Source organism: Myxococcus sp. CA023, assembly GCF_010998615.1.
Classification (GTDB): Bacteria; Myxococcota; Myxococcia; order Myxococcales; family Myxococcaceae; genus Myxococcus.
The window spans coordinates 41,279-63,084 of sequence record NZ_JAAEAH010000014.1 but is presented as its reverse complement, the minus strand read 5'-3'; the positions used below and the strand labels follow the sequence as shown (position 1 = coordinate 63,084).

Annotated in this window: 22 protein-coding genes; 12 read left to right on the top strand and 10 right to left on the bottom strand. The window is 70.4% G+C overall.

The genetic code is table 11. The features are described 5' to 3' along the window. The first annotated feature begins 135 nt into the window (after positions 1–135). The 4 genes from F8M74_RS08425 to F8M74_RS08410 are packed head-to-tail and all read left to right on the top strand — an operon-like array spanning position 136 to position 3,224. Positions 136–699 carry a Uma2 family endonuclease gene (locus F8M74_RS08425; RefSeq protein WP_141253248.1) on the top strand — a complete coding sequence of 188 codons (564 nt, stop codon included), beginning with the start codon at positions 136–138 and terminating at the stop codon, positions 697–699. Between the two features lie 50 nt (positions 700–749). Continuing rightward, entirely contained in the window at positions 750–1,193 is a 444-nt protein-coding gene (locus tag F8M74_RS08420) for a hypothetical protein (protein ID WP_141253249.1), read from the top strand. A gap of 1 nt (position 1,194) precedes the next feature. Continuing rightward, the gene (locus tag F8M74_RS08415) at positions 1,195–2,319 is read left to right on the top strand and encodes an alpha/beta fold hydrolase (protein ID WP_141253250.1); all 1,125 of its coding nucleotides are present in this window, start codon (positions 1,195–1,197) and stop codon (positions 2,317–2,319) included. Then, on the top strand, positions 2,316–3,224 hold the full coding sequence (locus F8M74_RS08410) for an alpha/beta fold hydrolase (RefSeq protein ID WP_141253251.1): 909 nt from the start codon (positions 2,316–2,318) through the stop codon (positions 3,222–3,224). Before F8M74_RS08415 ends, F8M74_RS08410 begins: the two co-directional genes overlap by 4 nt. A 19-nt stretch (positions 3,225–3,243) precedes the next feature. Here the strand turns inward: F8M74_RS08410 and F8M74_RS08405 are convergent, their stop codons facing one another. The 5 genes from F8M74_RS08405 to F8M74_RS08385 all read right to left on the bottom strand — a co-directional run bounded on the left by F8M74_RS08405 (position 3,244) and on the right by F8M74_RS08385 (position 6,958). Continuing rightward, positions 3,244–3,993, bottom strand: a complete 750-nt coding sequence (locus tag F8M74_RS08405; protein ID WP_163884352.1) for a queuosine precursor transporter — start codon at positions 3,991–3,993, stop codon at positions 3,244–3,246. A 40-nt stretch (positions 3,994–4,033) separates the two neighbouring features. Beyond that, the gene (locus F8M74_RS08400; protein WP_141253253.1) at positions 4,034–4,813 is read right to left on the bottom strand and encodes an SDR family NAD(P)-dependent oxidoreductase; all 780 of its coding nucleotides are present in this window, start codon (positions 4,811–4,813) and stop codon (positions 4,034–4,036) included. A gap of 30 nt (positions 4,814–4,843) precedes the next feature. After that, a complete protein-coding gene (locus F8M74_RS08395) occupies positions 4,844–5,683 on the bottom strand; it encodes a dihydroneopterin aldolase (protein WP_141253254.1) in 840 nt (279 codons plus the stop codon). Then, positions 5,680–6,405 (bottom strand): SDR family oxidoreductase, encoded by a 726-nt coding sequence (locus F8M74_RS08390; protein WP_140795766.1) that lies wholly within the window; start codon positions 6,403–6,405, stop codon positions 5,680–5,682. The genes F8M74_RS08395 and F8M74_RS08390 overlap by 4 nt, the downstream gene beginning before the upstream one ends. Before the next feature lie 121 nt (positions 6,406–6,526). Beyond that, on the bottom strand, positions 6,527–6,958 hold the full coding sequence (locus F8M74_RS08385) for a hypothetical protein (protein ID WP_228559186.1): 432 nt from the start codon (positions 6,956–6,958) through the stop codon (positions 6,527–6,529). 126 nt (positions 6,959–7,084) lie between these two features. On the opposite strand from F8M74_RS08385, the gene F8M74_RS08380 reads away from it, so the two are divergent. Further along, positions 7,085–7,801 (top strand): class I SAM-dependent methyltransferase, encoded by a 717-nt coding sequence (locus F8M74_RS08380; RefSeq protein ID WP_141253256.1) that lies wholly within the window; start codon positions 7,085–7,087, stop codon positions 7,799–7,801. A gap of 7 nt (positions 7,802–7,808) precedes the next feature. On the opposite strand, the gene F8M74_RS08375 is transcribed toward F8M74_RS08380, so the two are convergent. Further along, on the bottom strand, positions 7,809–8,312 hold the full coding sequence (locus F8M74_RS08375; protein ID WP_141253257.1) for a GreA/GreB family elongation factor: 504 nt from the start codon (positions 8,310–8,312) through the stop codon (positions 7,809–7,811). A gap of 104 nt (positions 8,313–8,416) precedes the next feature. Between F8M74_RS08375 and F8M74_RS08370 the strand changes: the two genes are divergently transcribed. After that, entirely contained in the window at positions 8,417–9,091 is a 675-nt protein-coding gene (locus F8M74_RS08370) for a dienelactone hydrolase family protein (RefSeq protein WP_141253258.1), read from the top strand. 25 nt (positions 9,092–9,116) lie between these two features. Here the strand turns inward: F8M74_RS08370 and F8M74_RS08365 are convergent, their stop codons facing one another. Next, positions 9,117–9,587, bottom strand: coding sequence for a hypothetical protein (locus tag F8M74_RS08365; protein ID WP_216619848.1), 471 nt, complete (start codon positions 9,585–9,587; stop codon positions 9,117–9,119). Positions 9,588–9,853: 266 nt separating this feature from the next. Between F8M74_RS08365 and F8M74_RS08360 the strand changes: the two genes are divergently transcribed. Continuing rightward, positions 9,854–10,378: a hypothetical protein gene (locus F8M74_RS08360; protein ID WP_141253260.1), complete on the top strand. Its 525-nt coding sequence runs from the start codon at positions 9,854–9,856 to the stop codon at positions 10,376–10,378. Here the strand turns inward: F8M74_RS08360 and F8M74_RS08355 are convergent. After that, positions 10,320–13,106, bottom strand: coding sequence for a DUF4105 domain-containing protein (locus F8M74_RS08355; protein WP_141253261.1), 2,787 nt, complete (start codon positions 13,104–13,106; stop codon positions 10,320–10,322). The genes F8M74_RS08360 and F8M74_RS08355 overlap by 59 nt on opposite strands. Beyond that, positions 13,106–14,077, bottom strand: coding sequence for a hypothetical protein (locus tag F8M74_RS08350; RefSeq protein ID WP_228559184.1), 972 nt, complete (start codon positions 14,075–14,077; stop codon positions 13,106–13,108). The genes F8M74_RS08355 and F8M74_RS08350 overlap by 1 nt, the downstream gene beginning before the upstream one ends. 226 nt (positions 14,078–14,303) lie before the next feature. Between F8M74_RS08350 and F8M74_RS08345 the strand changes: the two genes are divergently transcribed. The 3 genes from F8M74_RS08345 (at position 14,304) to F8M74_RS08335 (ending at position 17,274) form a co-directional block, all read left to right on the top strand. After that, on the top strand, positions 14,304–14,651 hold the full coding sequence (locus F8M74_RS08345; protein WP_141253263.1) for a hypothetical protein: 348 nt from the start codon (positions 14,304–14,306) through the stop codon (positions 14,649–14,651). 329 nt (positions 14,652–14,980) lie between these two features. Further along, positions 14,981–16,108, top strand: coding sequence for a helix-turn-helix transcriptional regulator (locus F8M74_RS08340; RefSeq protein WP_141253264.1), 1,128 nt, complete (start codon positions 14,981–14,983; stop codon positions 16,106–16,108). Continuing rightward, positions 16,105–17,274 carry a metallophosphoesterase gene (locus tag F8M74_RS08335; RefSeq protein WP_141253265.1) on the top strand — a complete coding sequence of 390 codons (1,170 nt, stop codon included), beginning with the start codon at positions 16,105–16,107 and terminating at the stop codon, positions 17,272–17,274. The genes F8M74_RS08340 and F8M74_RS08335 overlap by 4 nt, the downstream gene beginning before the upstream one ends. Here the strand turns inward: F8M74_RS08335 and F8M74_RS08330 are convergent. Continuing rightward, complete coding sequence (locus F8M74_RS08330; protein ID WP_141253266.1) at positions 17,246–18,601, bottom strand: thioredoxin family protein; 1,356 nt, start codon at positions 18,599–18,601, stop codon at positions 17,246–17,248. The two genes, F8M74_RS08335 and F8M74_RS08330, sit on opposite strands and share 29 nt — an antisense overlap. Before the next feature lie 107 nt (positions 18,602–18,708). On the opposite strand from F8M74_RS08330, the gene F8M74_RS08325 reads away from it, so the two are divergent. Then, complete coding sequence (locus F8M74_RS08325; RefSeq protein ID WP_171410189.1) at positions 18,709–20,451, top strand: GTPase domain-containing protein; 1,743 nt, start codon at positions 18,709–18,711, stop codon at positions 20,449–20,451. Positions 20,452–20,619: 168 nt separating this feature from the next. Continuing rightward, a complete protein-coding gene (locus F8M74_RS08320) occupies positions 20,620–21,690 on the top strand; it encodes a hypothetical protein (RefSeq protein ID WP_228559182.1) in 1,071 nt (356 codons plus the stop codon). Positions 21,691–21,806: the final 116 nt, after the last annotated feature.

Below are 21,806 nucleotides of genomic sequence, written 5' to 3'. Positions count from 1 at the left end.
AGGAGGACCCCCGGGATTGCCTACATCCCGGAGGATGTCAGAGGTATGGCGCATGCTCGACACATGAGCGAAGCCATCCACGAACGAGAAGCGGCGCGACTTGCGAGGCCCCAGGCATGGCCGCATCCTGGGGGCATGGGTGACAAGCCACCGCCGGAGCAGGTGTACGAGGCGTTGGAGCGCCTCCCCCCGCACGTCGTCGGGGAAATCATCGAGGGTGAGCTGCATGTCAGCCCCCGTCCGAGGATGCTTCACGGCAGGGCCGCCATCCGGCTCAGCCAGCAACTGGCGCCGTTCGACCCGGAGCTCGGAGCGGAAGGCCCGGGCGGCTGGGTCACCCTCCCGGAGCCTGAGCTCCACCTGGGCGGCAACGTGCTCGTGCCAGACCTCGCCGGGTGGCGGCGCGAACGCATGCCGGAGATTCCAGACGTGACGGGCGTGGAACTCGTCCCCGACTGGCTCTGCGAAGTCCTGTCCCCTTCCACCGAAGCCCTGGACCGTTCGAGGAAGATGACGCTCTACGCCCGCGAGGGCGTGAACCATCTGTGGTTCGTGGACCCGCGCATTCAGTTGCTCGAGGTCTATCGTCAGGAAGGCAACCACTGGCAGCGCCTGGGCGCGTACACCGGTAGCGCCCATGTCCATGCCGAGCCCTTCGAGGCACGCAAGTTGAATCTTGGTTCACTTTGGGAGCGATAGAGCCGGGCTGCGGCGTCCCCTGCGCCGCGCCTTGAGATAACCTGCCGGCCATGAGTCATCCGGAACGACCGCCGCCGTCCCAGGGGCTCCTCGCCCGCGGCCTGAAGCTGCTGGGCCACCTCACGCACCCGGACACCCGCACTGGCAAGGTCTTCACCCGCGCCGAGGAGGGCCTCACCCGCGCGGCCGCCAAGGTCACCGAGAGCCCCGCGTACCTGCGCGTGAGCGGCTCCCTCATGCGCCAGAGCTTCAACGCCCGCATCCGCCGCAATGGCCTGGTGGAAGGCGCGCTGCGCACCCTGCGCCTGCCCACCACCTCCGAGGTGGAGAACCTGCGCGACCAACTCCGCCGGATGAATGACCAGGTGGAGGCGCTCGGCACCCAGTTGGAACTGGTGGTGGACCTGCTCCACCGTCAGGAAGGCGTGGAGCCCGAGCCTGAGTCCCCAGAGCCCACGCCCAAGGAGCGCGCGCCCTCCAAGCGCCGCCGTTGACATGACCGCGTCCACGCCCCAGCGTCTTCGCTCCTTCGTCACCGGGCAGGTCGAGCTGACCCGCGCCGTCGCCCTCGCGCTCAAGTCGCGGCCCTTCAATCCGTACCCGTACCTCAAGCCCTTCATCGAAAGGGCCTCGGGCGTGCGCGAGCCGCCCATCAGCGCCACGCCGCACACCGTCGTGTACACGCGCGGCAGCATGCGGCTGCTGCGCTACGCGGCCCCGCGCCGGCGCCACCGCACGCCCATCCTCTTCGTCTATTCGCTCATCAATCGCTGGTACATCCTCGACTTCCTTCCAGGGCGCAGCCTCATCGAGCACCTCACCCGCGAGGGCTATGACGTCTACGCCATCGACTGGGGCGTACCGGGACAGGACGAGGAGCGGCTCACGTGGGATGACCTGCTCGGCGGGCTCATCCAGACGGCGGTGCGGTGGACGCTGCGCGTGAGCAAGAGCCGGGAGCTGACGCTCTACGGCTACTGCATGGGCGGCACCATGGCCCTGGCGTACACGTCCCTCTACCCCGAGGGCGTCCGAAACCTCGTGGCCCAGGCCACGCCGGTGGACTTCAGCAAGGGTGGCCTCTACACGCTGTGGACGTCCGCCAACCACTTCGACGTGGACTCGCTGGTGGACGCCTACGGCAACGTGCCCACGCCGGTGCTGGAGAGCGGCTTCCTCATGGCCGCGCCGGTGCAGCGCCTCACCCGATGGCTGGAGGTGTGCCGCCGCATCGACGACCCGGAGTTCGTCACCACGTTCCTGGCCATGGAGCGCTGGGGCGCGGACCCCGTGCCCTTCCCGGGTGAGGTGTACCGGCAGTACATCAAGGACTGCTACCAGCAGAACCTCTTCCCCCAGGGCCTCATGGAAGTGGGCGGCGAGCGCGTGGACCTGCGCCGCATCCAGTGCGCCATCCTCAACGTCATCGCCGAGCACGACACCATCGCGCTGCCGGCGATGAGCGAGCCGCTGCCCTCCCTGGTCAGCTCGAAGGACTGTGAGACGCGGCGCTACCCCGTGGGCCACATTGGCCTGTCCGCCTCCAGCAAGGGCGCGACGAAGGTGTGGCCCTCTATTTCCGCGTGGATTGGCGCGCGCTCGAAGCCGATGGAACCATGAACGTCTCGTCCGACACCGAAGCCATGGGCGTGCAGGTCCGCGAAGGCACCGTCCACCTGCGGGATGGCCGGCGGCTCGCGTACGTCGAGTCTGGAGACTTGAGCGGCCTGCCCGTGTTCTTCATTCACGGCAACCCGGGCTCGCGCCACATGCGTCACCCGGATGACCGGCTCACTCACGCGTTGGGAGTGCGCCTCATCACTCCGGACCGGCCAGGCTATGGCCTGTCGGACTACCAGCCCGGGCGCACGCTGCTCGACTTCCCGAATGATTTGGAGCAACTGGCCAACGCGCTGAGGGTTGACCGCTTCGCGCTCTTCGGTGTGTCCGCCGGTGGCCCCTACGTCGCCGCGTCCGCGTGGAAGCTGGGCGAGCGCATCACCCGCGCGGCGCTCGTGTCCGGCGCGGCGCCCCTGGCCCGGCCGGGCGCCATGGCGGGGGTGAACCGGGACTACCGCAACGCGTACACAATGGCCGCGTGGCCGGAGTGGCTACTGCATCCATTGATGGCCATGCATGACCGGCAGGTGCGCGCCAATCCCGCGCGAGCGCTGGCGGGCCTGCGCTCCCAGGCGTCGGCGGATGACCGCGCGGTGCTCGCGGACCCGCGCATCGCCGCGCAGGTGCAGGGCTGGCGGTATGAGGCCACGCGAAAGGGCGTGGCGGGCATGCGGCGCGAGGCGCACATCCTCGCGCAGCCGTGGAACGTCCCCCTGGAGGAGATTCGGACGGAGGTGGACCTCTGGTACTGGGAGGGAGACAGCATCGTCCCGACGCAGATGGGGCAATACCTCGCGAACCGGATTCCGCGCGCGGTGCCCCGCTTCTTCCCTGGCGGCGGGCACTTCTCCATCTTCTCCCACTGGACGGACATCCTCACGCCGCTGGTGCAGCAGGGAAGCTGAGCCGCTGAGCCCCACGCGCTCAGGCGGCGCGGGGCTGCTCCTCCTGGGTGACGGACGGCGCGGGCGGGGCAATGGGTTCGCCGTTCTCCCCCAACACCAAGGGGGCGATGCCCAGCTTGCGCTCGACGAAGGCGTGGCCCAGGTAGATGAAGGGCGTCAGGCCCACCGCGACCAGCAACTTCACCACGTAGGACGTGTAGATGATGCTGAGGATGGTGGCGTTGGGCAGCACACCCGTCCACGCCACATACTGCACCACCACCGTGTCGAGGAGCTGCGACACCAGCGTGGAGCCCGTCGCCCGCACCCACAAGAACCGGTTGCGCGTCAGTCGCTTGAGCCCGTTGAAGATGGCGATGTCGCAGAACTGGCCCACCAGGTACGCCATCATCGACGCGACGAGGAAGCGCTGTGAGCCGGCGAAGACGTTGTTGAACGAGCCTTCCACCGTACCCGTGAAGTCCGGCGCACGCGTCAGCGGCGCCCACGGCACCTGCACGGCCATGGCAATCACCACGACCGCGAAGATGGCCATGAAGAAGCCCACCCACGTCACGAAGCGGGCTGCCTTCTTCCCGTAGAACTCGTTGAGGATGTCCGTGAGGAGGAACGTCACCGGGAAGGGCAGGATGCCGATGGACATCACCGCCACCACCGGCCCCACCTTCGCCTCGAACAGCTTCACGCTGATGATGTCACCCACCACCAGCGAGGTGACGAACACCCCCACCAACACCACGAAGAGCTGAAGCCGTCTGTCGAGGAGCATCCCGTCGTTCTCGTGAGCCGAGGCCACCTCATACCGCGCCTCACTCCCGCAGCAGTAGCCCTCCATCCAGCACCAGCTCGGAACCGGAAATCCACGACGCGCCCAGCAGGTAGCGCACCGCCTCGGCGACGTCCTCGGGGCGCCCCAACCGTCCAAGCGGATGCAGCGCCCGCAAGCCCGCAAGCTGGGCCTCCTGCCGCCGCGTGGACTCGGGCTCGGACAGCGGCCCCTCGCCGGGAGCCAGGCGCACCTCGCGCACCATGTCCGTCTCCACCACGCCCGGCAGCACCGCGCTGGCACGCACGCCTCGCGCCGCACCCGCCAACGCCAGCACCTTCATCACCTGAAGGAGTCCTGCCTTCGCCGCGCTGTACACCGCGCTGGTGACGACGGGCCTCGTGGCCAGCGTGGACGCGATGAACACCTGCGCCCCACCCGGCTCCAGCACCTCCAGTGCCTGCTCGCCCAGCCGCAGCGGCGCGATGAGGTTGACCTCGAACTGCGCGCGAAGCGCGTCCTCGCCGATGTGGCCCGGCGGCTGGTGCACCACCTGCCCCGCGCTGTGGACGAAACCGTCCAGCCCTCCCAGCAACCCCGCGGCACGGCGAAGCAGACCCTCGCGGGCTTCCAGCGAGGCCAGGTCACACGGCAGCGCGAAGGCCTGCCCCGGCCATGCTGTCGTCAGCGATTCCAGCACCTCCGCGCGCCGGCCCGACACCACCACCTGCCCCCCCGCGCGCAGCAGGGCCTCCGCCACCGCGCGACCAATGCCCGTCCCACCGCCAGTGACGAGCACCTTGCGCGTGCCCACCTCACTCATGGAAGGCGCTCCTTGAAGACACCGCCCCGCTCACGGTTGGTGCTCCGCGAGAGAGCCCGGCGCCGCGGGCTCATCCAGCGGGTAATAGGAGTGGCCGGTGACGGGCAGCAGCCCCTCCGGCGGCGGCTCGGTCTCCACCTCGTCCGACGGCATGAAGCCCGGCCTGTCCACACAGAGCACCGTCTGCTCCGTGGATGAAGGGTTGTCGTAGCGGTGCAGGAAGCCGCGCGGCCAGTGGAAGGCCATGCCCCGGGCCACCGGCTTGAACTGCAGCAGCAGCCCCGAGCCCAGCACCAGCTCGCTCTCCTCCATCTGCTGGTGCACGTGCGTGGGGATGCAGCCTCCCGGCTTCACCCGCAGCCGGTAGACGCCATAGCCCGCGCCCTCGTGGATGATGTCCACGCGGCCAAAGCCCTTCTCCTCCCGGCCGTACACCATCTCCGCGGCCGTCCGGTGAATCTGGAGCGACGGCACCGCCAACCCGCCCAGCGCCAGCGGCTTCGTCACCCGCACCGTGGCCGCGTGGACCTGCGCGCGCGGGACGTCGTCGGTGGGCGGCGCCAGCACGTAGCGGCACACCGTCTCGACGGCGGACTCCAGCAGTTCGAAGCGGCAGGCCTCCAGCAGGAAGCGCAGCTCCCCCGCGAGCCGGCCGTAGTTCACCGTATGCGCCAGCCTGCCTCCCACCGCGGCGGCGCGGGTGTCCAGGAACAGGGCCACGTCCAGTCGCAGCGGCTGGGCCGCGATGCGCTCCCTGTTGAAGATGCCCACGATGCAGTCCACCGTGAGGCCCCGAATCTCGATGACGTCCAGCGGGCGGCCGTCCGGCGTCGTGATGACGGGGGGAAGGAATGCGTGTTCGGCGCTCATAGCTGTGCGCTCCTGCCGCCATCGACGGCGATGACCTGCCCGGTGATGTACGGCGCCTCGCGGGCGAGGAAGACGACGGTGCGGGCAATGTCCTCGACGTTGCCCTCGCGCCCCATGGGGATGCGGCGCAGCACCGCGTCGCGGGCCTCGGCGTCGAAGTCCTCGGGGAAGGCCACCGTGCCGGGCGACACGGCGTTGACCCGGATGTGCGGGGCCAGCTCCACCGCCAGCGCGCGGGTGAGCATGATGAGGCCCGCCTTGCTCACCGAATAGTGCGCGTAGTGGCTCACCGGCCGCTCCCCACCGACGTCGGTGAGGTGCACCACCAACGGGTCCTTGCCGGCGCGCAACGCGGGGAGCAGGGCCTGGGTGAGGAAGAAGGGCGCGTCCAGGTTCACCGCCATCATGGTGCGGTACTGGTCGCGGGAGATGGCGGCGAAGTCGGTGCGCTCGAAGAGGCCCGCGTTGTGGACCACCACGTCCAGCGCGGGCCACGCCTCACGCACTTGCGCGGCCAGGGAATCCACTGCCTCCGGGCGGCTCAGGTCGGCGGCGTGCAGGGTGACGCGGCGGCCGAGGCCTCGGAGTTCGTCCGCCAGCGCTTCCAGCGGCTCAAGGGAGCGGTTCGCATGGAGCGCCAGGTCATAACCCGCGCGCCCGAGCGCCCGAGCCACCGCGCTGCCGATGCGGATGCCAGCCCCAGTGATGAATGCGGTCGCCATGCGGCGCATTCAGTAACAGGCCCGGCGGGGAAAGGCACTGCGGACCTGCTGCCGCGAGGCGCGCCGGTTTACCCCCGTATCCCGGCGCGCCCGCGGCGCGGTCCCCCGTGACTCGAATCGTCTAGCGGCGGCCGGCGCTGGCCATGTGCACCCGGCCCGGAGCGTAGGTCACCCACACCCACTCCTGGACCGGCTCGTAGCGGGCCGGCACCCAGCGCTGCTCGTAGAAGCCCCCGGTGCACCGGGTCACCCGCGAGCGGCGGTGGTTACGCTCGCGGCACACCTCAGGGACCCACACTTGCTCGTAGCGGCCCTGCACCCAGCGGTTCACCGTCTGCAGTTCGTAGCGGCCCCGAGCGTGCGGCGGCGGCAGCGGCGCGGGTCCCGGGTGGCGGCGGGCGTCGACGTGGACACCGAAGTTGCCGCCGCGGCCGTCATGCCGGTGCTGCTGGGAGAACCGCGACTTCTCGTTGTCGTCCTTCGCATGCGCGGCCGTGGAGCCGAGGAACATCATTCCGAAAGCCAGCACCGCGAAACCCGTCTTGAGCGCCATTGTCGTCCTCCTCCATCGTCCTGCTTGAACCTTCTGACGGGGCACCCCGCGGAACATTCAATGCCCAATACCGGCCGCATTTTCAGAGGGAGGGGCCGGTGTGGGTGCGATACACCCCGAGACACCATGTTCCACCGCAAGGGCCCCACCCTCCGGGAGCTGGCCTCGCAGGCCCTCACGTCCGTCGAGCACGGCTACGACTTGCTCGCGCCCAAGTTCGAGTACACGCCCTTTCGCACGCCAGACGCGGTGCTCGAGGCCGCCATTGCCCAGTTGGGCGCGCCCGGCAGCGTGAGCAGCGCGCTGGACGTGTGCTGCGGCACCGGCGCGGCCATGCGCTTCTTGCGCCCGCTCGCGCGGGAGCGCGTGGTGGGCTTCGACCTCAGCCAAGGCATGCTCGACGAGGCGCGCCAACAGCTCGCGCAGGCGCCGGGCACCGCGGCGCTGGACTTCATCCAGGGCGACGCACTGGCGCTCCCCTTCGACGGCGCGTTCGACGTCGTCACCAGCTTCGGCGCCTTCGGTCACATCCTCGAAGAGGACGAGCCAAAGCTCGTGAAAGGCATCGCCCGCGCGCTGCGCCCCGGGGGCCGCTTCCTCTTCGTCACCGCGCACCCGCCGTCGAAGCTCCGCCCGGTCTACTGGATGGCCAAGGGCTTCAACGCCGCCATGCGCGCGCGCAACGCGCTGTGGAAGCCGCCCTTCGTCATGTACTACCTGACGTTCCTGGTGCCCCGGGCCCGCGCGCTGCTCGAAGCGGAAGGCTTCACCGTCGAGGTGCGCGACGGCCTGATGCCGGAGCCCTTCTCCGTGCTGAGCACCGTCATCGCCACCAGGCGCTGAGCCCGGCTCAGGACGCGGCGTAGTCCACGGCCGTCACCGTGTACTCCACGGGGCCGCGGGGGCGCTCCACCACCACGGACTCGCCCACTTCCTTGCCCAGCAGGGCCCGGGCCAGGGGCGACTCCACGCTCAGCCGCCCCGCCTTCACGTCGGACTCGTCCGGCCCGACGATGCGGTAGCGCACCGGGCGGCCGTCCTCGTCCTCCAGCTCCACCCAGGCACCGAAGAAGACGCGGCCGGCCTGCGCGGTGTCGGGCGCCACCACGCGCACCTCCTCCAGCACCGCCGCGAGCTCTTGCGTGCGCCGCTCGCGTTCCTTGCGGCGCACGCCCGCCTCCAGCTCCGTGAATTCACCCGCCTTGGGGTCCGGCCCCTGCGCCGCCGCCAGCTCTTCCTGGAGCGCCCGGTAACCCTCCGGGGTGATGTAGCGCTTCTCCCCGGAGGAGGCGCGCGGGCGCACGGGCATCACGCTGTCGTCGCCCGAGTCCTCCTTCGTGAATGCCTTCGACATGCGGTCCTCTGTCACGAAGCGGGCACGTCCGCCGGTTCACGTGCGCGTGCGCGGAGTCGGCCGTTAAGCTGCGCCCCCTTCCACTACCTCGCAAGGGTGAAGCCATGACAGGACAGACGCAGCTCATCGGCAAGCAGGGCCAAGCACTGGCGGGCTATCTGAGTGAAGCCCCGAAGGGTGACGCGCCCGGAGCGGTGGTGCTCATCCATGAGTACTGGGGCCTCAACGGCCACACGCGCGACGTGGCGAACCGGCTGGCGCGCGAGGGGTTCACCGTCTTCGCGGTGGACCTCTACGAAGGCCGCGTGACGAAGGACGCCAGCGAGGCCAACGCGATGCTGAAGTCCCTGGACTGGGGCAAGGCCACGGCGGACCTGCGCGCCGCGGTGGAGGCGCTGCGCGCGCGAAAGCCCGGAACCAAGGTGGCCATCATGGGCTTCTGCATGGGCGGCGCGCTGACGCTGCTGGCCGCCGCGAATGAGCCGGGGCTCGACGCCGCCGTGCCCTTCTACGGCATCCCCCCGGAGGAGGCCGCGGACGTGTCACGCATCCGCGCGCCGGTGCTCGGGCACTACGCGAACAATGACGAATGGTGCTCGCCGGAGCGGGTGGACGCGTTGGAGAAGAAGCTGAAGGGCGGCGGCGTCCCCATGGAGATTCACCGCTACGACGCACAGCACGCCTTCTTCAATGACACGCGTCCGGAGGTCTACTCACCAGACAACGCCGCGAAGGCGTGGCAGCGCACCGTGGACTTCCTCCACGCGAAGCTCGGCTGAGCCTCGCGCGGAAGAGAAAACGGACTCAGTTGCCGGTTTCAGGCGCCGCGGCGGGAGCATCCGTCGCAGGCGTCTCCGGCACGGCGGGAGCCTCAGGGGTCGCGGGAGCAGCAGCGGCCTCCGTCGCCTCGGGCGCGGCGGCATCCGTCGAGGGCACCACCTGCAGGCGGTAGCTCCGAACGCCCTTGGGCAACACCACCTCCACCAGCGGGTTCTCCTTCAGCAGCGCCGGCGTCACATCGAAGGACACCCGGCCGTCCTCGTCCGTGACGTAGGACTCGCGCGAGCGGGAGTCCTCGCCCCAGAGCACCTTGGCGCCCTTCACGGGCTGGTTGGTGTCCGAGTCCAGGACGATGAGGTCCACCAGGGTGCCGGCCGTCACCGAGGAGCCCGCGGGCTGGACGACGTCGCGATAGAACGGACGCTGCACGACGCAGGCGGCCAGCAGGGAGGAAGAGGCAAGGGCAAGGGTCAGCAGTTTGCGGCGAAAGCTCATGGAAAATTCCGTACGGGCAGGGATGGGGGTGCTGCCGGGCGCGGCAGCATAGCCGGAGGCCACCGTCCGCCAAGTCCGGCGCGCATCTTCGGGCCCCCCGGCTCGGGTATCCAGGGACTCCGCGAGTATTCCGGAGGGGGAATTCAAGGCCCCGGCAGGTGGCCCGCCCCTCGATGCGGCCAGCGGCCCTTCCGCACACCCGCTGGCGTCACAAACTCATGACCATCAGGCACACGTTGATTTGCCCCCGAGGGAGGTAGCCAGACATGCCCGAGCGCATCATGACGCAGGACCCGGAGAAGGCCCTTGCCGGTCCCAAGCCGCGCTACGAGTACATCCGCCGGGAGATTCCCGCGGACCTGACCTTCAAGCCAGACACCATCAATCCGGTCCACAAGCGGTTCATCGTGAGCACGCTGGTGATGGCGTTCATCAGCCTGGCTCTGTTCTTCCTGCCCATGTTCAACGGGCTCCTGGCCGGCACCTTCGGCGGCTTCCACGCGCGAAAGATACCGCGCGCGCTCGGCGCGGCCGCCCTCTCCGCCATCGCGGTGCCCGCCGCCCTCGCCTTCTTCCTCTTCATCGGTTCGGCGACCCAGGGCCACATCTTCTATGGCCTGGGCTTCTGGGGGTACACGGCGCTCTACGTCATCGGCCTCTTCATCGGCGCCGTGACGGGGGCCATCAGCCACCCGTTCTGGACGAGCTACAAAATCGGAGAGCCCGTCTCTGTCAGCGCACCTCGAACCCGAGTGCCAGACGCCGCTCCGCCGAGCCAGCCAACCACGTAGACGGCGACAGGGCTTCCCAGTGGGGCGTGGGCGATATCGCCCCCTCCCACCGGACCTGCGCGCGGGGCGTGAGGAGCACGCCGAAGGACCCCACGCGCCCCAGCCACACCTCCAACTGGAGCGCCGCGCCCGCCTCGTGGGTGAAGTGAGTGTCCCCCACCCTCCAGGTGGGCGCGTAGGCCGCCTCCAGCCGCACCGCGTTGGCACCCGAGCCGAACAGCCCCATCCGATGCGCCAGTGACAGGCGCGGCCCCGCGGCCGGCGTCAGCACATCCCGGTTCCAGTGCACCGCGGCCAGGCCGCCCACGCCCACCGTGGTGAAGCGCGAGAAGCGCGCGTCCTCGTCCAGCACCATCAACGCCTCCGCCTGCACCGACGCGCGATAGCGCAGCAGGCGCGCGTCGCTCGACGCCACGCGGGCCTCGGCACCCCAGCCGAGCGAATCCCAGAAGGAGTCACGGAACTGGGGAAGCTCGCGCAGCAGCGTGCGGTAGCCCAACAGCGTCAGGTCCGAGGCCACCACCTTGGGCAGTCCCCAGCGCGGTAGGAGAAACAGCTCGCCATCGAGCACCCGCAGCTCACTGCTCGGCTGGAAGCCGTGGAGCCGCGCATCGCCCAGCGCCTCGGCCATGCCCGCCGTGCGCAGCCCCACCAGGGGCCGGGCCGCTGCCCCTTCGGGAAAATCCACGCCCAGGGCCACCATCACGCGCCCCGCTCCGGACTCCCGCAGCGCGCCTTCCGCCCAGGCCGTCTCCGCCGCCGCCTTGCGGCGCCGGTCCTCGTGCAGGAAGGCCACCGGGTCCACGGTCGCCAGCAAGCCGTCATTGAGCGTGCCCTGTACGTCGGTGGCACGGTGGAAGGTGGCCTCGGTTCGCTCGGCCCACACCAGCGTCCGCAGCTCCTCGGGCGTGGGAGGACGGCGCTCCGCGGAAGCCAGCGCGTCCTTCAGCAGGGTGGCGCGGTCCAACACCGCGAGCCTCCGCTGAAGCGCGTCCTCGGTCTCGAAGACGCGCTGGCGCTCGGCCGTGCCGGCCCTTGCCGAGCCCGCAACCGACATCTTCATCGCGAGCAGCCGCTCGCGCTCGATTCGCAGGCGCTCGCCATCGGCACGGTCCACCGCGGCGCGCTCCACCCGCACCGCGTGCGCCACGTAGGCATGCAGGTGCGCGCGGACCGTGTCGCGGGACGCCGTCTTCGCCGAGTGCATCAGCGCGGCCACCACCCCGGGCAGGTCGTCATAGGCCGGGGCGCGGGCCTGTGGCTCCGGCGACTCCAACCGGGCATGCACACCCCGGAGACGCGCGAGTTCATCTGCGCCGACATGTCCGGCCAGCGCGTCCAGTGCCTCCTGCTGTGCCGAGTGCGCACGCACCGCGCGGTCCCCGGTGGACTCGAACGCATCCGGGATGTGCTCCAGGAGGGAGGACGTCTCGCCCCCCGGCTCCTCCACCTGCACCCGGGCCAAGGTGTCCAGCGTGGCGGTGGGCAGGACCCAGAGCGTTCCGGGAGGACGCAGTTGCCGCCCCCCCTCCAGCGCGCCGTTGAGCAGGAAGACGAGCGCGCTCGCGCAGTTGTCCGTGAAGAAGTAGTAGCCCATGTACCCGCGGCGCTCGAGCTCCCACACCCGCTCCAGCATCCGCGCTTCCTCACCGGGCTTCAGGCGCAGGCGGAAGCGGCGGATGGAGCGCTGCTCCAGCTCCAGCGCCTCGTGGGACAGGTCGCCCATCGTCCCCGTGAGGAAGACGGTGTCGTAGGCCCCCGTCATTCCCTTCACCACATAGCCCAGGCCCTTGGACTCCATCCCTGTCAGCGCCACCAGTTGCACCACCCGTTCGAAGGCGGGCCCTCGTGGCACCTCGCCCTCGCGCCACACGGGGCGCAACAGCAGGTGTCCGAAGAGGGACTCCGGCTGGCGGCCGGTGGAGGCCACCAGCAGCACCTCGAAGTGCGACAGGGACTCCAGCTCCGCCCAGGCTTCGAAGGCGGGACAGTCACCGCGCGGCGGCAGCGTGCCCAGGCCCAACGCTTCCAACTGCTCCGTCAGCGCGCGAGCCTTGGAGAACTCCTGGCAGCGGACGTGGTCATCCACCGGCAGCGCATCCGCGCGCAGGGACTCCACGGGCACGAGCAGTTCCTCGGCGAACGTCACCCAATCCAACGAGGCGCTGCGCTGCCCCATCGCGCGGCTGAAGGCTCCGGCGTAGCGAAGGCGGACCTCCTCCTTCCACACCAGGGGCCGCTCGAAGGGCTTCATCCAACCCGACAGCCGGCGCCAGGCCGGGGTGCCGCTCCAGCCTTTCGCGTCATCCCAGCGCTGCATCACCGCGTGCACCACCGCGCGCCGGCGCCACAACCGCTCCACCTCCGCGTCCGTCAGTCGAGACAGACGCAGCGTGGCCCGGCGTTCCTCCGATGGGGCGTACTGGTAGAGGTGGAACCGCGCGCGGCCCTCCGTCCAGTCGGGACGCTCGGGGGAGCCATCGCCCAGGCCCAGCGGCGCTGCCTCCGGGTGCAGCACCAATTCCAGGGGACCACCGGGCGGACGCCGCATCGCCGGGGGCAGCGCCTCCAGCCCCGCCTCCACCTCCGTCACCAGGTCCGCGTCGGCCGCGGCGGCGCCCCGCAGTACCACGCCCGCCTGCTCGAGCGCGTGGACGCGCGCGGACAGGGCATCTTCGGCGTGCACCGGCAGCGCGAAGACGAGCGCGAGCAGCCGCAGCCAGCGCATCAGTGCGCCACCGTCGCGGTGCCCTCCTGGGCCGGTGCCGCGAGGAACGCGCGGCGATCTTCCTCCAGCCGCGGCTCGGCCCGCGCCAGCTCTCCCACCCGCTCTAGCCACGCGAGCGCGCGGTCCGGCGTGAGGGTGCTCGCCTCGGCCATCTCGAGCAGCTCCTTCCGGTTCGCGCGCAGCACGCGCCCGAAGAGGCCCAGGTGCTCACGCCGGATGCGCGCCGCCGCCGCCAGGTCCTCCACCGTCGGCCCCGCTCCCAGGGCGAGGTCCTCACGAAGCTGGTGCGTGCGCGCCCGCAGGTACACCTGGGCCGCGCGGCCCGCCTCTTTCGGAGACACCCCTCGGCGCCGCTCCACCGCGGCATACGCCTGCCAGATGATGATGCCGAGCCCCACCACCAGCGCGGCCACCGTCACCGAGGACGCCACGTCGTTGTTGTTCGACTGGCTGCTGTTGTTGCTGCGGGAGCGCGACGCCTCACCGTCCGCCCTCTCCGTTCCCGCGGAGCCCTCGCTCGCGCCGCCTTCCTCACTGGAGCCACTCGACTCCGACCGGCTGGAGCCCTCTTCACCAGAGCCGCTCGACTCCGACTGACTGGAGCCCCCCTTACTGGAACCGCTCGACTCGGAGTGGCTCGTGCCCTCTTCACCAGAGCCGCTCGACTCCGACCGGCTGGAGCCCTCTCCACTGGAACCGCTCGACTCCGACTGGCTGGAGTCGCCCGAGCCCTCCGACGACGCACCTGAGTCCGACTGGCTCGATTCACCCGAGCCTTCGGACGAAGCGGCGGAATCGGAGCCCTCGGACGAAGCAGCGGAGTCGGAGCCCTCGGACGAAGCGGCGGAGTCGGCCCCCTCTGAAGCGCTCATCCCGCCTCCAGGCCCCAACGCCGCGGGCGCCCTGCATCCGGAGACCGTCATCACCACTGCCATGCACAACGCGCGCTTCACGGACTTCTTCGTCTTCATCGAACGCATTTCCAGGTGTCCATCCGTTCTTCACGTGGGCCGGCCGTCGCACGGTGGTACAACCGATTGGCAGCCTAGCCAGCAGCGTGCCGAGCGGAAGGATGTTGCGATTTCGCGCCTTTGCGGACGACACCACGCGGCATGCCGCGAAGCCCACGAACCGAAGGTGCGTTACGCGCTACGCGCCCGGTGCGCACCTTTCCCAGGAACGGCCACGGAGTAAGCCATGACCCTGGGACTCGCGATTCTCGGACTCTTCACGGTGCTGCTATCCATGGCGGCCATCTTCCCCGTCCAGGAGCCAAAGTGGTTCGGCTTTGGCGTCATGGCGGCCGCCTTCTGCGCCCTGGGCGGTGCTTTCAGTCCGCCCCACCTGCGCACGGCCATGCCCTGGGGCGTGGGCACGGCGCTCGCCATCTGGGCCCTGGTGGGCCTGGGCACGGGCGCCATCAGCGCCTGGCTGGGCTGGGCTGCGCTGGCCCTGGGCGTGGCCTACCTGGGCCTGGGCATGCTTCATTTCCTGCGCAGGGTGGTGCCCGCCGGGCGCCTGCCTCGCTTCCTGCATGTCCCATGAGGTCTGGTGGGCCCACAAAGGCAGCCATCCTCGTGGGTTGGAGTGCGGGCGCCAGGCGTGTGGGAAAGGAGCGGCGCACCGGGTACCCGAAACCGAGCGCCCGGCGCGCGCTCACAGTTCACCGCGGCGGCCCTCCCCCCGGGGGCCGACATGAGAGTGTTCCGCCACTGCCCCGTGTCCGGCTATTGGGGAAATCCCTGGGTCATTAAAAACCCAGAACATTTGAGAGCCAAGAAGCCCCTGTAGGGACAATTTTGAACGTTCAAGACGTGCGTGAAGAAAGGGCAAGGACTGGGCGCAAACCCTGACGGGCGTATACTTCCAAAACCGTGATTCGTTTGAATTCCGAGGAGCAAGGCCTGCTGACGGACCTTGAGGCAATGCTCGTGGAGGCCGAGCCCGGGACAGAATCCCTGCCCCCGGTGCTAGGCGCTTTACGAGAGGCTTTAAGGGCCGAGCGCGCCGTCGCCTATGGCGTGGACGTGGGCCCCGAGCGCTACCACGCGAGCTACGCCCATTGCGCGGGCTTCCCACTCCCCGCCGCGACAGTGCACGCGGCCATCGAGAACCAGGTGTCTGCCTGGGGAGAGCCTTGGGGTTGGTTCAATCCCGCACGGCCCGAGCCTGCTCAGCGCAACCGCGCGCTGCATTTCCGCTCGCTGGCGGAAACCGAGACGGCCCGCCAGTTGCCGCTGCATGACTTGTCGGCCAGCGAGGTGGGGCGCAGGCTGGGCATGAGCGAGGAATCGCTGGAGAGCACCCGGGAGCGCATCAGCGCCCGCTCCGCGGCGATTTTCCGGCAGCTCGGCGTGGAGAACATGCAATGGCTGCGCACGCTCGTCTGTGATGGGCCGGTGCTCCTGGGCTGGGTGGGCCTGGCCCGCGCCGAGCCATTCACCGAGCGCGAGCAGCGCCTGCTCCAGGCCCTGACGCCCGCGCTCCAGCGGCGGCTGACCATGGAGACGCGACTGCGCGAGTCGGGCCTGATGTCCACGGCGCTGCAGGTCGCCATGGAAGCGCTGGGGCGCGCCGCCTGGATTGTCAGCTCCAGTGGCCGCGTGGTGCACGCCAACAATGCCGGCCGAGCGCGGCTGGAACGGCATGACCCGGAGCTGATGGAGTCCCTGCGCCGCGGCGCCCAGGGCATTCCCTGCTCTGGCCCGCTGACCATGACGCCGCTGCTCACCACCGGCCTGCCACCGCACTACCTGGCCATCGACACCGGCACCGCGTCCAGCGCCGCCGCGCGCGTGCAAGCACTGTCGGCGCGCTGGTCGCTCACCGCGCGCGAGTCCGAGGTGCTGACGCACATCATCCAGGGCGAGACGAACAAGTCCATCGCCGGCCGGCTGGGCTGCGCCGAGCGCACGGTGGAAGTCCACGTCACGCATCTGCTGAGCAAGGCACAGGTGGAAAGCCGCTCGGCGCTCATCGCCCGCTTCTTCCAGAGCTCATGAGCAAGACGTCATCCATCCAGGCCGCGCTCGCGCGGGCCGCCGAGGCCGCGGCGGAGGCGCCGCGCTCCGTCCCGGCGGAGGACCATGTCTGGCGGCGGCGGCTCGTCATTGGGGACCCGCAAGCCGACCTGGACCAGGTCCTGGCCATCCTGGCGCACCACGGACTGCTGACCGGCGAGGGGTGGCTTCACTCCGACGTGCAGCTCATCTCGGTGGGCGACCACTTCGACTGGGGCAAGCCCACCGAGCGTGAGTCCGCCGCCGCCAGTGGGCTGGCGCTGGTGGCGTGGCTGGCCGCCCACCCGGCGACCCAGGCGGTGATGCTGCTGGGCAACCACGACCTGGGGCGAGTGGGTGAGTTCGCCAGCTTCACGGATGCGCGCTTCGCCGAGGCCCAGGCCGAAGCGGACCGCATCTACCAGGGAGGCGCTACGGACGAAGCGGCGGAGCAGGCGTTCCTCGCGCGCTGGCCCGAAGTTCCTTCCGCGGAGCTGGTGGCCCGCGACTTCGGCAACTTCCGCGAGGTGCAGCGCACCTGGGTGGAGCACCTGCTGCGGGTGAAGCGCTTCCGCGTGGCCCATGCCGCGGCCCCCGACCTGCTGGTGCTGCACGCGGGCGTCACACAGGAGGACCTGGACGTGACGCGCCTGCCTCCCGCCCAGCGCGAGGACGCGAACCAGGTGGCGGCGGCGCTGAACGCGGCCCTGGATGCGGCGGTGGCGGGCTGGACTCGAGGTCCACTCGTCATTCCGGGACTGCACCACCCAGGCGACGCGGCCCACGGCGAGGGCACGGGCATCTTCTTCCAGCGCCCCAGCCTGCTACCCGAGGACGCCGAGCGCGTGCGCGGCACGCCCCGGCGCCGCTTCGACCCGAGACGGCTGCCCACGGGCCTGACGCAGGTGGTGGGCCATACACGCGACAAGCGAAGCCGCGCGATGCTGGGGATGCCACCCACCGACGCTCGCGACGGCGTGCTGCGGCATCTCGTCACGGATGGAACGCGCGTGGACTACGCCCACGGCGCGCCGCCTCCACCAGCACCCGGCACCGCGATGCTGGTGTTCACCGACGGAGCCATGCGCGAGTGCCAGGCCCCGGACTACGAGCTGTTCGACCTGGACACCCGCGCGGCGGCTACCGCGCCGAGGCCTGAAGACCGCTGAGCTTCTTCTCCAGCCCGGCCACCGTGCGCGGCGACACCTGCGAGGCGGGCAGCGACTTCGCGAAGGTGATGGCCTCTTCCAGCGTCTTCACGGCGGACGCCGTGTCCTTGCGCGCCACGAGGATGTCCGCGCGGCCCGACAACACCGACAACCGCCGCGCGCCCTGGACGCGCGCCAGCGCACGGTCGCTAGCGGCGAGCGCGTCATCCAGCCGGCCGACGAGCCGGTACAACGTCGAGAGGCGCGCGGGCGGGTTGTAGTCCTGGGGCAGGTCCTTCTCGCTCTGCTCGAGCGCGGGAATCGCCCGGGCGGGCGTCTCCAGCTTCATGGCCGCGAGCATGCGGTGCGAGTCGAACACCGTCCGCGCCTGGGGATTGGGCGCCTTCGCGGCCTCGGCCTCCAGGAACGCCAGCCACTCCTCCGACAGGGCCTTCACGGCCGCCGTGTCCTTCGCCACCTCGCGCGCCTGCACGCGTACCTCGTACAGGCCGGAGCGGTCATCCGCGGACATCTCGATGGCCGGGGGCGCCAGGGCCTCGGCCACCTTGGCCTCCAGGCCGCCGCGCAGCTCCGCCCCCGCCGCGTGGTCCTCCGGCAGCGACAGCACGCAGTACATGCCCAGGAGAGCGCCATTGGCCCAGGACAGCGAGCGGGGCGTCTTCGGGAGTTCCTCCAGCGCCTTGCTCGCGCACGCCTCGTGCTGCTTCGCGCCGTACATCGCCGTCAGCAGCGACTCCACCGCGCGGCCCCGGCGGGACCAGTCCGCGGGCGCCTCGGCCAGGGCCTCCACGAGCGTCTCCGCGGCTTCGGCCGAGCGGCCCTCCGCATAGAGCGCGTCCCCGCGAGCCAGCAGTGCCTCGGCGCCGGTGACGCCGCCCTTGTACGCGCGCTCACCGTCCTCGAAGAGCTTCTCCAACTGCGCCACGGTGGCGCTGCCGGCGAAGCGCAGCAGGGCCTTCTCCTGGCGCGGATCGATGACGTACAGCGTGGGCCAGAACTCCACCGGATACTTCTCCTGGAACGCCGCGTTCGACGTCAGGTCGGTGTTCACCTCCAGCCACACGAAGCGGTCCGCGTGCCGGGCCAGCGACGCGTCGGACAGGACGTAGGCCTTCATCGACCGGCACGTGTGACACCAGGGCGCCCAGACGTCGACGAAGAGGGGGAGCCCCTTCGCCTGGGCCTCGGCGAGCGCGCGGGCGTAGTCGTCCTCAATGAAGGGCAACGGGCCCTTGGCGTGAGACGCGGCGGCCGCGGGGGCATTCGTATTCGCGGCGGTGCAGGCGACGAGCCCCGACAGGAGCAGGCAGGCGGCGAGAAGGCGCATGGGACCACCCTACCGCGCTCCACCCGCTCTGTCCCCGGCCGACACCTGGTGGGACAAGTGCCTGGGCACGGGGCGTCCCGCGTGCTGTGGTGCGAGGACTTCTGGTGATGAGAGACCCGTACACCCTGCGCACCTGCCTCGCGTCCGCCCTGGACGCCCTGCCCGCTCCCGAGCGCTTCCCGGACGCCTCGGACGCCGAGCTCGCGCGCCGTCTGGCCGAACGCCTGCGCCGCGACCTGCTCCCCCGCCTGGGCTCCGCGGACTCCCCCCTGCTGCTGGTGGCCATCGCCGGTCCCAACAACGTGGGCAAGTCCACGCTCTTCAACTCGCTGGTGGGCGCGGCGCTGTCCCCCGCGAGGCCCGAGGGCGGGCTCACCAAGCAGTGCCTGGCGGCGGCCCACCCGGAGACGTGGACCGGGCCGCTGAAGGACTTCCTGACGCGGCGCTATGACATCGTGCTCGTGGCCTCCGGCGACGCGGCGCCCGTGGACCAGGCAGGGCCTCCGGGCCGGCTGTACCTGACGCTTTCGGACGCGGTGCCTCGTGGGCTGCTCGTCATGGACACACCGGACTTCGACAGCGTGTACCGCGACAACCGCGAGCGCGCGGAGGCGTTGCTCGTCACCGTGGATGTGCTGGCGTTCGTGGTGAGCCGGCAGACGTACCAGAACGCCGCGCTGGTGGACTTCCTGCGCGCGGCCGTGGGGCATGGACGGCCGTACCTGCTCGTCTATAACGAGGCCACGCGCGAGGAGGTGGCCCGCGGGCACCTGGACAAGCTCGCCGAGGACGTGGGCCACCCGGCGCTGGCGCGCTACCTGGCGCCGCACCAGCCTGACGTGGAGGCGGGACTGAAGCCCCTGGCCACGGAGCCCCTGGACGGGAAGCCCGCGCTGGGGGCGCTGCTGGGACAGGCCGAACACGCGCGCGAGCTGAAGGCCCGGGCGCTGGAAGCCTCGCTCGCGGATGCGCGCGCGGAGATGGAGGCCGTGTCGCGCGCGGCCTCGGAGGCGGCGCGGGAGCCCGACCGGCTCCGCAAGCGACTGCGCCACGAACTGGACGTGGTGGGGTCGCACGCGGCGCTGAAGGCCGTGCCCGCGGACGTGCTCATCGACGCCTTTCGCGACGAACTGGATGCGCGCAGTCAGTTCCACAAGTGGGTGCGCCTGCCCTTCCGGGGGCTGGCCACGGCGCTCACCTTCGTCACGCGCAAGGTGCGCGAGTCCTTCACCGCGCCCGAGCCCCCGGGCGCAGACACGCCGACCCACGCGGTGGACGAGACGCTGAAGGACGGAGTGCGGCGGCTGGTGGATGCCTTCGCTCCGGAAGTGGCCGCGTGGCGCGCCGACGCGCAGACGCGGACGAAGCTGGAGGAAGCCTTCGGTCCGGTGACGCTGACGAAGCTGGAGGAGCCGCTGGGCTTCGAGCCCCTGCACGCGCACGCGGCGGACCGGGCCACGCTGTATGCATACTGCCGGGAGTTGGTCTCCGCGGAGCTTCAGGGCGACATGCGGGAGGAGATTCTCCAGACACTGACGACGCTGGTGTACTCCGTGCCGTCAGGCGCGGCGGCGGCGGTGACGGTGGCCACGGGCGGCATGGGCCATGACGCGGTCGTCTGGGCGGGCACCTTGCTGTCCACGCCGCTGATGGAGCGCTTCGTGGACCTGCTGGGCGCCCAGGTGCGGGCTCGTGTCACGAAGAAGTGGGCGGATGCCCACGGCGCGACCCTGTCGAAGGCCCTGGAGGCGCGGTACTTCTCCGACATCCTGAAGCAACTCGACGGGCTGGCCAGCGACTGGAACCAGACGGCAGCCCGCCTGGACGAGGCCCGGACAGGCTTGTCCTGACGGGCCCTGAATCCCGAGTGTACCCAGCGGCGCTGACACCCCGCATCAGCCGGGGCTGAACCGGCAGACACCGGCGCACGATGACGCCTCGGCGAGGGAACAGGCCTCCTGGCCCGCTGTCACTCCGTCCGTGCGCGCACGGCGGCAATGCGCCATGCTGTACGTCTCATGAACGGCTCGGACCCAGCCGGACTGGGCTCGCCACCTCTCGTCCTGTCCTTCCGCCACCTGCTGACCGACGCCGTCAGCACGTTCCTGGACGAAGCACGCATGTCCTGCGAGCTGACGGCGGACGCCATCGGAGAGCTCATCGTCACCCTGTCGCGCTATCGCGAGGAGGGAGCCCCGCTGTTTCCCATGGCCTTCGTGGGAGACGACCTGGGACAGATGCTCGAACACCTGGGCGGGCATGACCCGATTGCCATCGGCATCGGTCCCCGTTCGCGCGCCACCATCCAGCGCGCGCTCAAGCAGTGCGCGCCGCTGGGCCAGGGGCGCTGGTGGGCGCTGTACCTCCTGCGCGTCCCAGAGGGCTTCGCCTACGGCGTCTTCCGGACGGACCCCTTCCCTCTGGCGGAGACGCCGCTGGAGCGGCTGCGCCGTGTCGAAGCCAGGGACGCGGGGGTCGTGGGGGTGCTTCAGCTCGCCGACAACATCCTGGAGTTGCGCTCGGGCGGAGGGCTGTGCCGGCACGTGTACCTGTCCGGCGCGAGGGTGGAGTCGGCCTCTCCGCCGGAGGTGATGGATGAGTTGGCGGACGTCGTCACGGCCGGCGTCACCACGCACAGTCGCGAGCGCGCGCGAGGGTTCTTCCGCCGGGTGCTCTTCGAGGTGATGCAGGGCTCCCACGGCGCGCTCGTGGCGGTGCTGCCCCGGGAGCGCGCGGGCTCCACGCTGTTCGTGGACGGCATCATCCTTCCCCGTCCGCTGGACATCGTGGCGTTGCTGGAGCGCTACCACGTGGACCCCACTGACAGCGCGGGCACCGCCGTGCGCGCCGCCGCGCAGTTGCTGCGGGGAATGATGGCCACCGATGGCATCACCGTGCTCCGCGCGGATGGCTGCATCGTGGGCTACAACATCTTCGTGCGACATCCCGAAACACTGGCCAGCCAGCCGTCTGTGGTTGGCGGCGCCCGGCGGCGGACCTTCGAGGTGCTGTGCGCGGCCCTGGGCACGGAACTCACCGCCGCGTTCATCCGCTCCCAGGATGGGGACGTGAGCTGCAAGCGGGTCTGAGTCAGAGCGACCTGCAATTCAAACTATTCCGAGTAGCAACGGCCCACTGAATCTCCGCCGTTGAGCAACCTCCGGAGGACCTGCGACGTCGTAGCGGAAAGCCGCACGTTGCCGGA

Bases quoted from the DNA above. Each gene is read 5' to 3' on its own strand.
- F8M74_RS08425 (WP_141253248.1), top strand. From the start codon at position 136: ATGGGTGACAAGCCACCGCCGGAGCAGGTGTACGAGGCGTTGGAGCGC.
- F8M74_RS08420 (WP_141253249.1), top strand. From the start codon at position 750: ATGAGTCATCCGGAACGACCGCCGCCGTCCCAGGGGCTCCTCGCCCGC.
- F8M74_RS08415 (WP_141253250.1), top strand. From the start codon at position 1,195: ATGACCGCGTCCACGCCCCAGCGTCTTCGCTCCTTCGTCACCGGGCAG.
- F8M74_RS08410 (WP_141253251.1), top strand. From the start codon at position 2,316: ATGAACGTCTCGTCCGACACCGAAGCCATGGGCGTGCAGGTCCGCGAA.
- F8M74_RS08405 (WP_163884352.1), bottom strand. From the start codon at position 3,993: ATGCTCCTCGACAGACGGCTTCAGCTCTTCGTGGTGTTGGTGGGGGTG.
- F8M74_RS08400 (WP_141253253.1), bottom strand. From the start codon at position 4,813: ATGAGTGAGGTGGGCACGCGCAAGGTGCTCGTCACTGGCGGTGGGACG.
- F8M74_RS08395 (WP_141253254.1), bottom strand. From the start codon at position 5,683: ATGAGCGCCGAACACGCATTCCTTCCCCCCGTCATCACGACGCCGGAC.
- F8M74_RS08390 (WP_140795766.1), bottom strand. From the start codon at position 6,405: ATGGCGACCGCATTCATCACTGGGGCTGGCATCCGCATCGGCAGCGCG.
- F8M74_RS08385 (WP_228559186.1), bottom strand. From the start codon at position 6,958: ATGGCGCTCAAGACGGGTTTCGCGGTGCTGGCTTTCGGAATGATGTTC.
- F8M74_RS08380 (WP_141253256.1), top strand. From the start codon at position 7,085: ATGTTCCACCGCAAGGGCCCCACCCTCCGGGAGCTGGCCTCGCAGGCC.
- F8M74_RS08375 (WP_141253257.1), bottom strand. From the start codon at position 8,312: ATGTCGAAGGCATTCACGAAGGAGGACTCGGGCGACGACAGCGTGATG.
- F8M74_RS08370 (WP_141253258.1), top strand. From the start codon at position 8,417: ATGACAGGACAGACGCAGCTCATCGGCAAGCAGGGCCAAGCACTGGCG.
- F8M74_RS08365 (WP_216619848.1), bottom strand. From the start codon at position 9,587: ATGAGCTTTCGCCGCAAACTGCTGACCCTTGCCCTTGCCTCTTCCTCC.
- F8M74_RS08360 (WP_141253260.1), top strand. From the start codon at position 9,854: ATGCCCGAGCGCATCATGACGCAGGACCCGGAGAAGGCCCTTGCCGGT.
- F8M74_RS08355 (WP_141253261.1), bottom strand. From the start codon at position 13,106: ATGCGCTGGCTGCGGCTGCTCGCGCTCGTCTTCGCGCTGCCGGTGCAC.
- F8M74_RS08350 (WP_228559184.1), bottom strand. From the start codon at position 14,077: ATGAAGACGAAGAAGTCCGTGAAGCGCGCGTTGTGCATGGCAGTGGTG.
- F8M74_RS08345 (WP_141253263.1), top strand. From the start codon at position 14,304: ATGACCCTGGGACTCGCGATTCTCGGACTCTTCACGGTGCTGCTATCC.
- F8M74_RS08335 (WP_141253265.1), top strand. From the start codon at position 16,105: ATGAGCAAGACGTCATCCATCCAGGCCGCGCTCGCGCGGGCCGCCGAG.
- F8M74_RS08330 (WP_141253266.1), bottom strand. From the start codon at position 18,601: ATGCGCCTTCTCGCCGCCTGCCTGCTCCTGTCGGGGCTCGTCGCCTGC.
- F8M74_RS08325 (WP_171410189.1), top strand. From the start codon at position 18,709: ATGAGAGACCCGTACACCCTGCGCACCTGCCTCGCGTCCGCCCTGGAC.
- F8M74_RS08320 (WP_228559182.1), top strand. From the start codon at position 20,620: ATGAACGGCTCGGACCCAGCCGGACTGGGCTCGCCACCTCTCGTCCTG.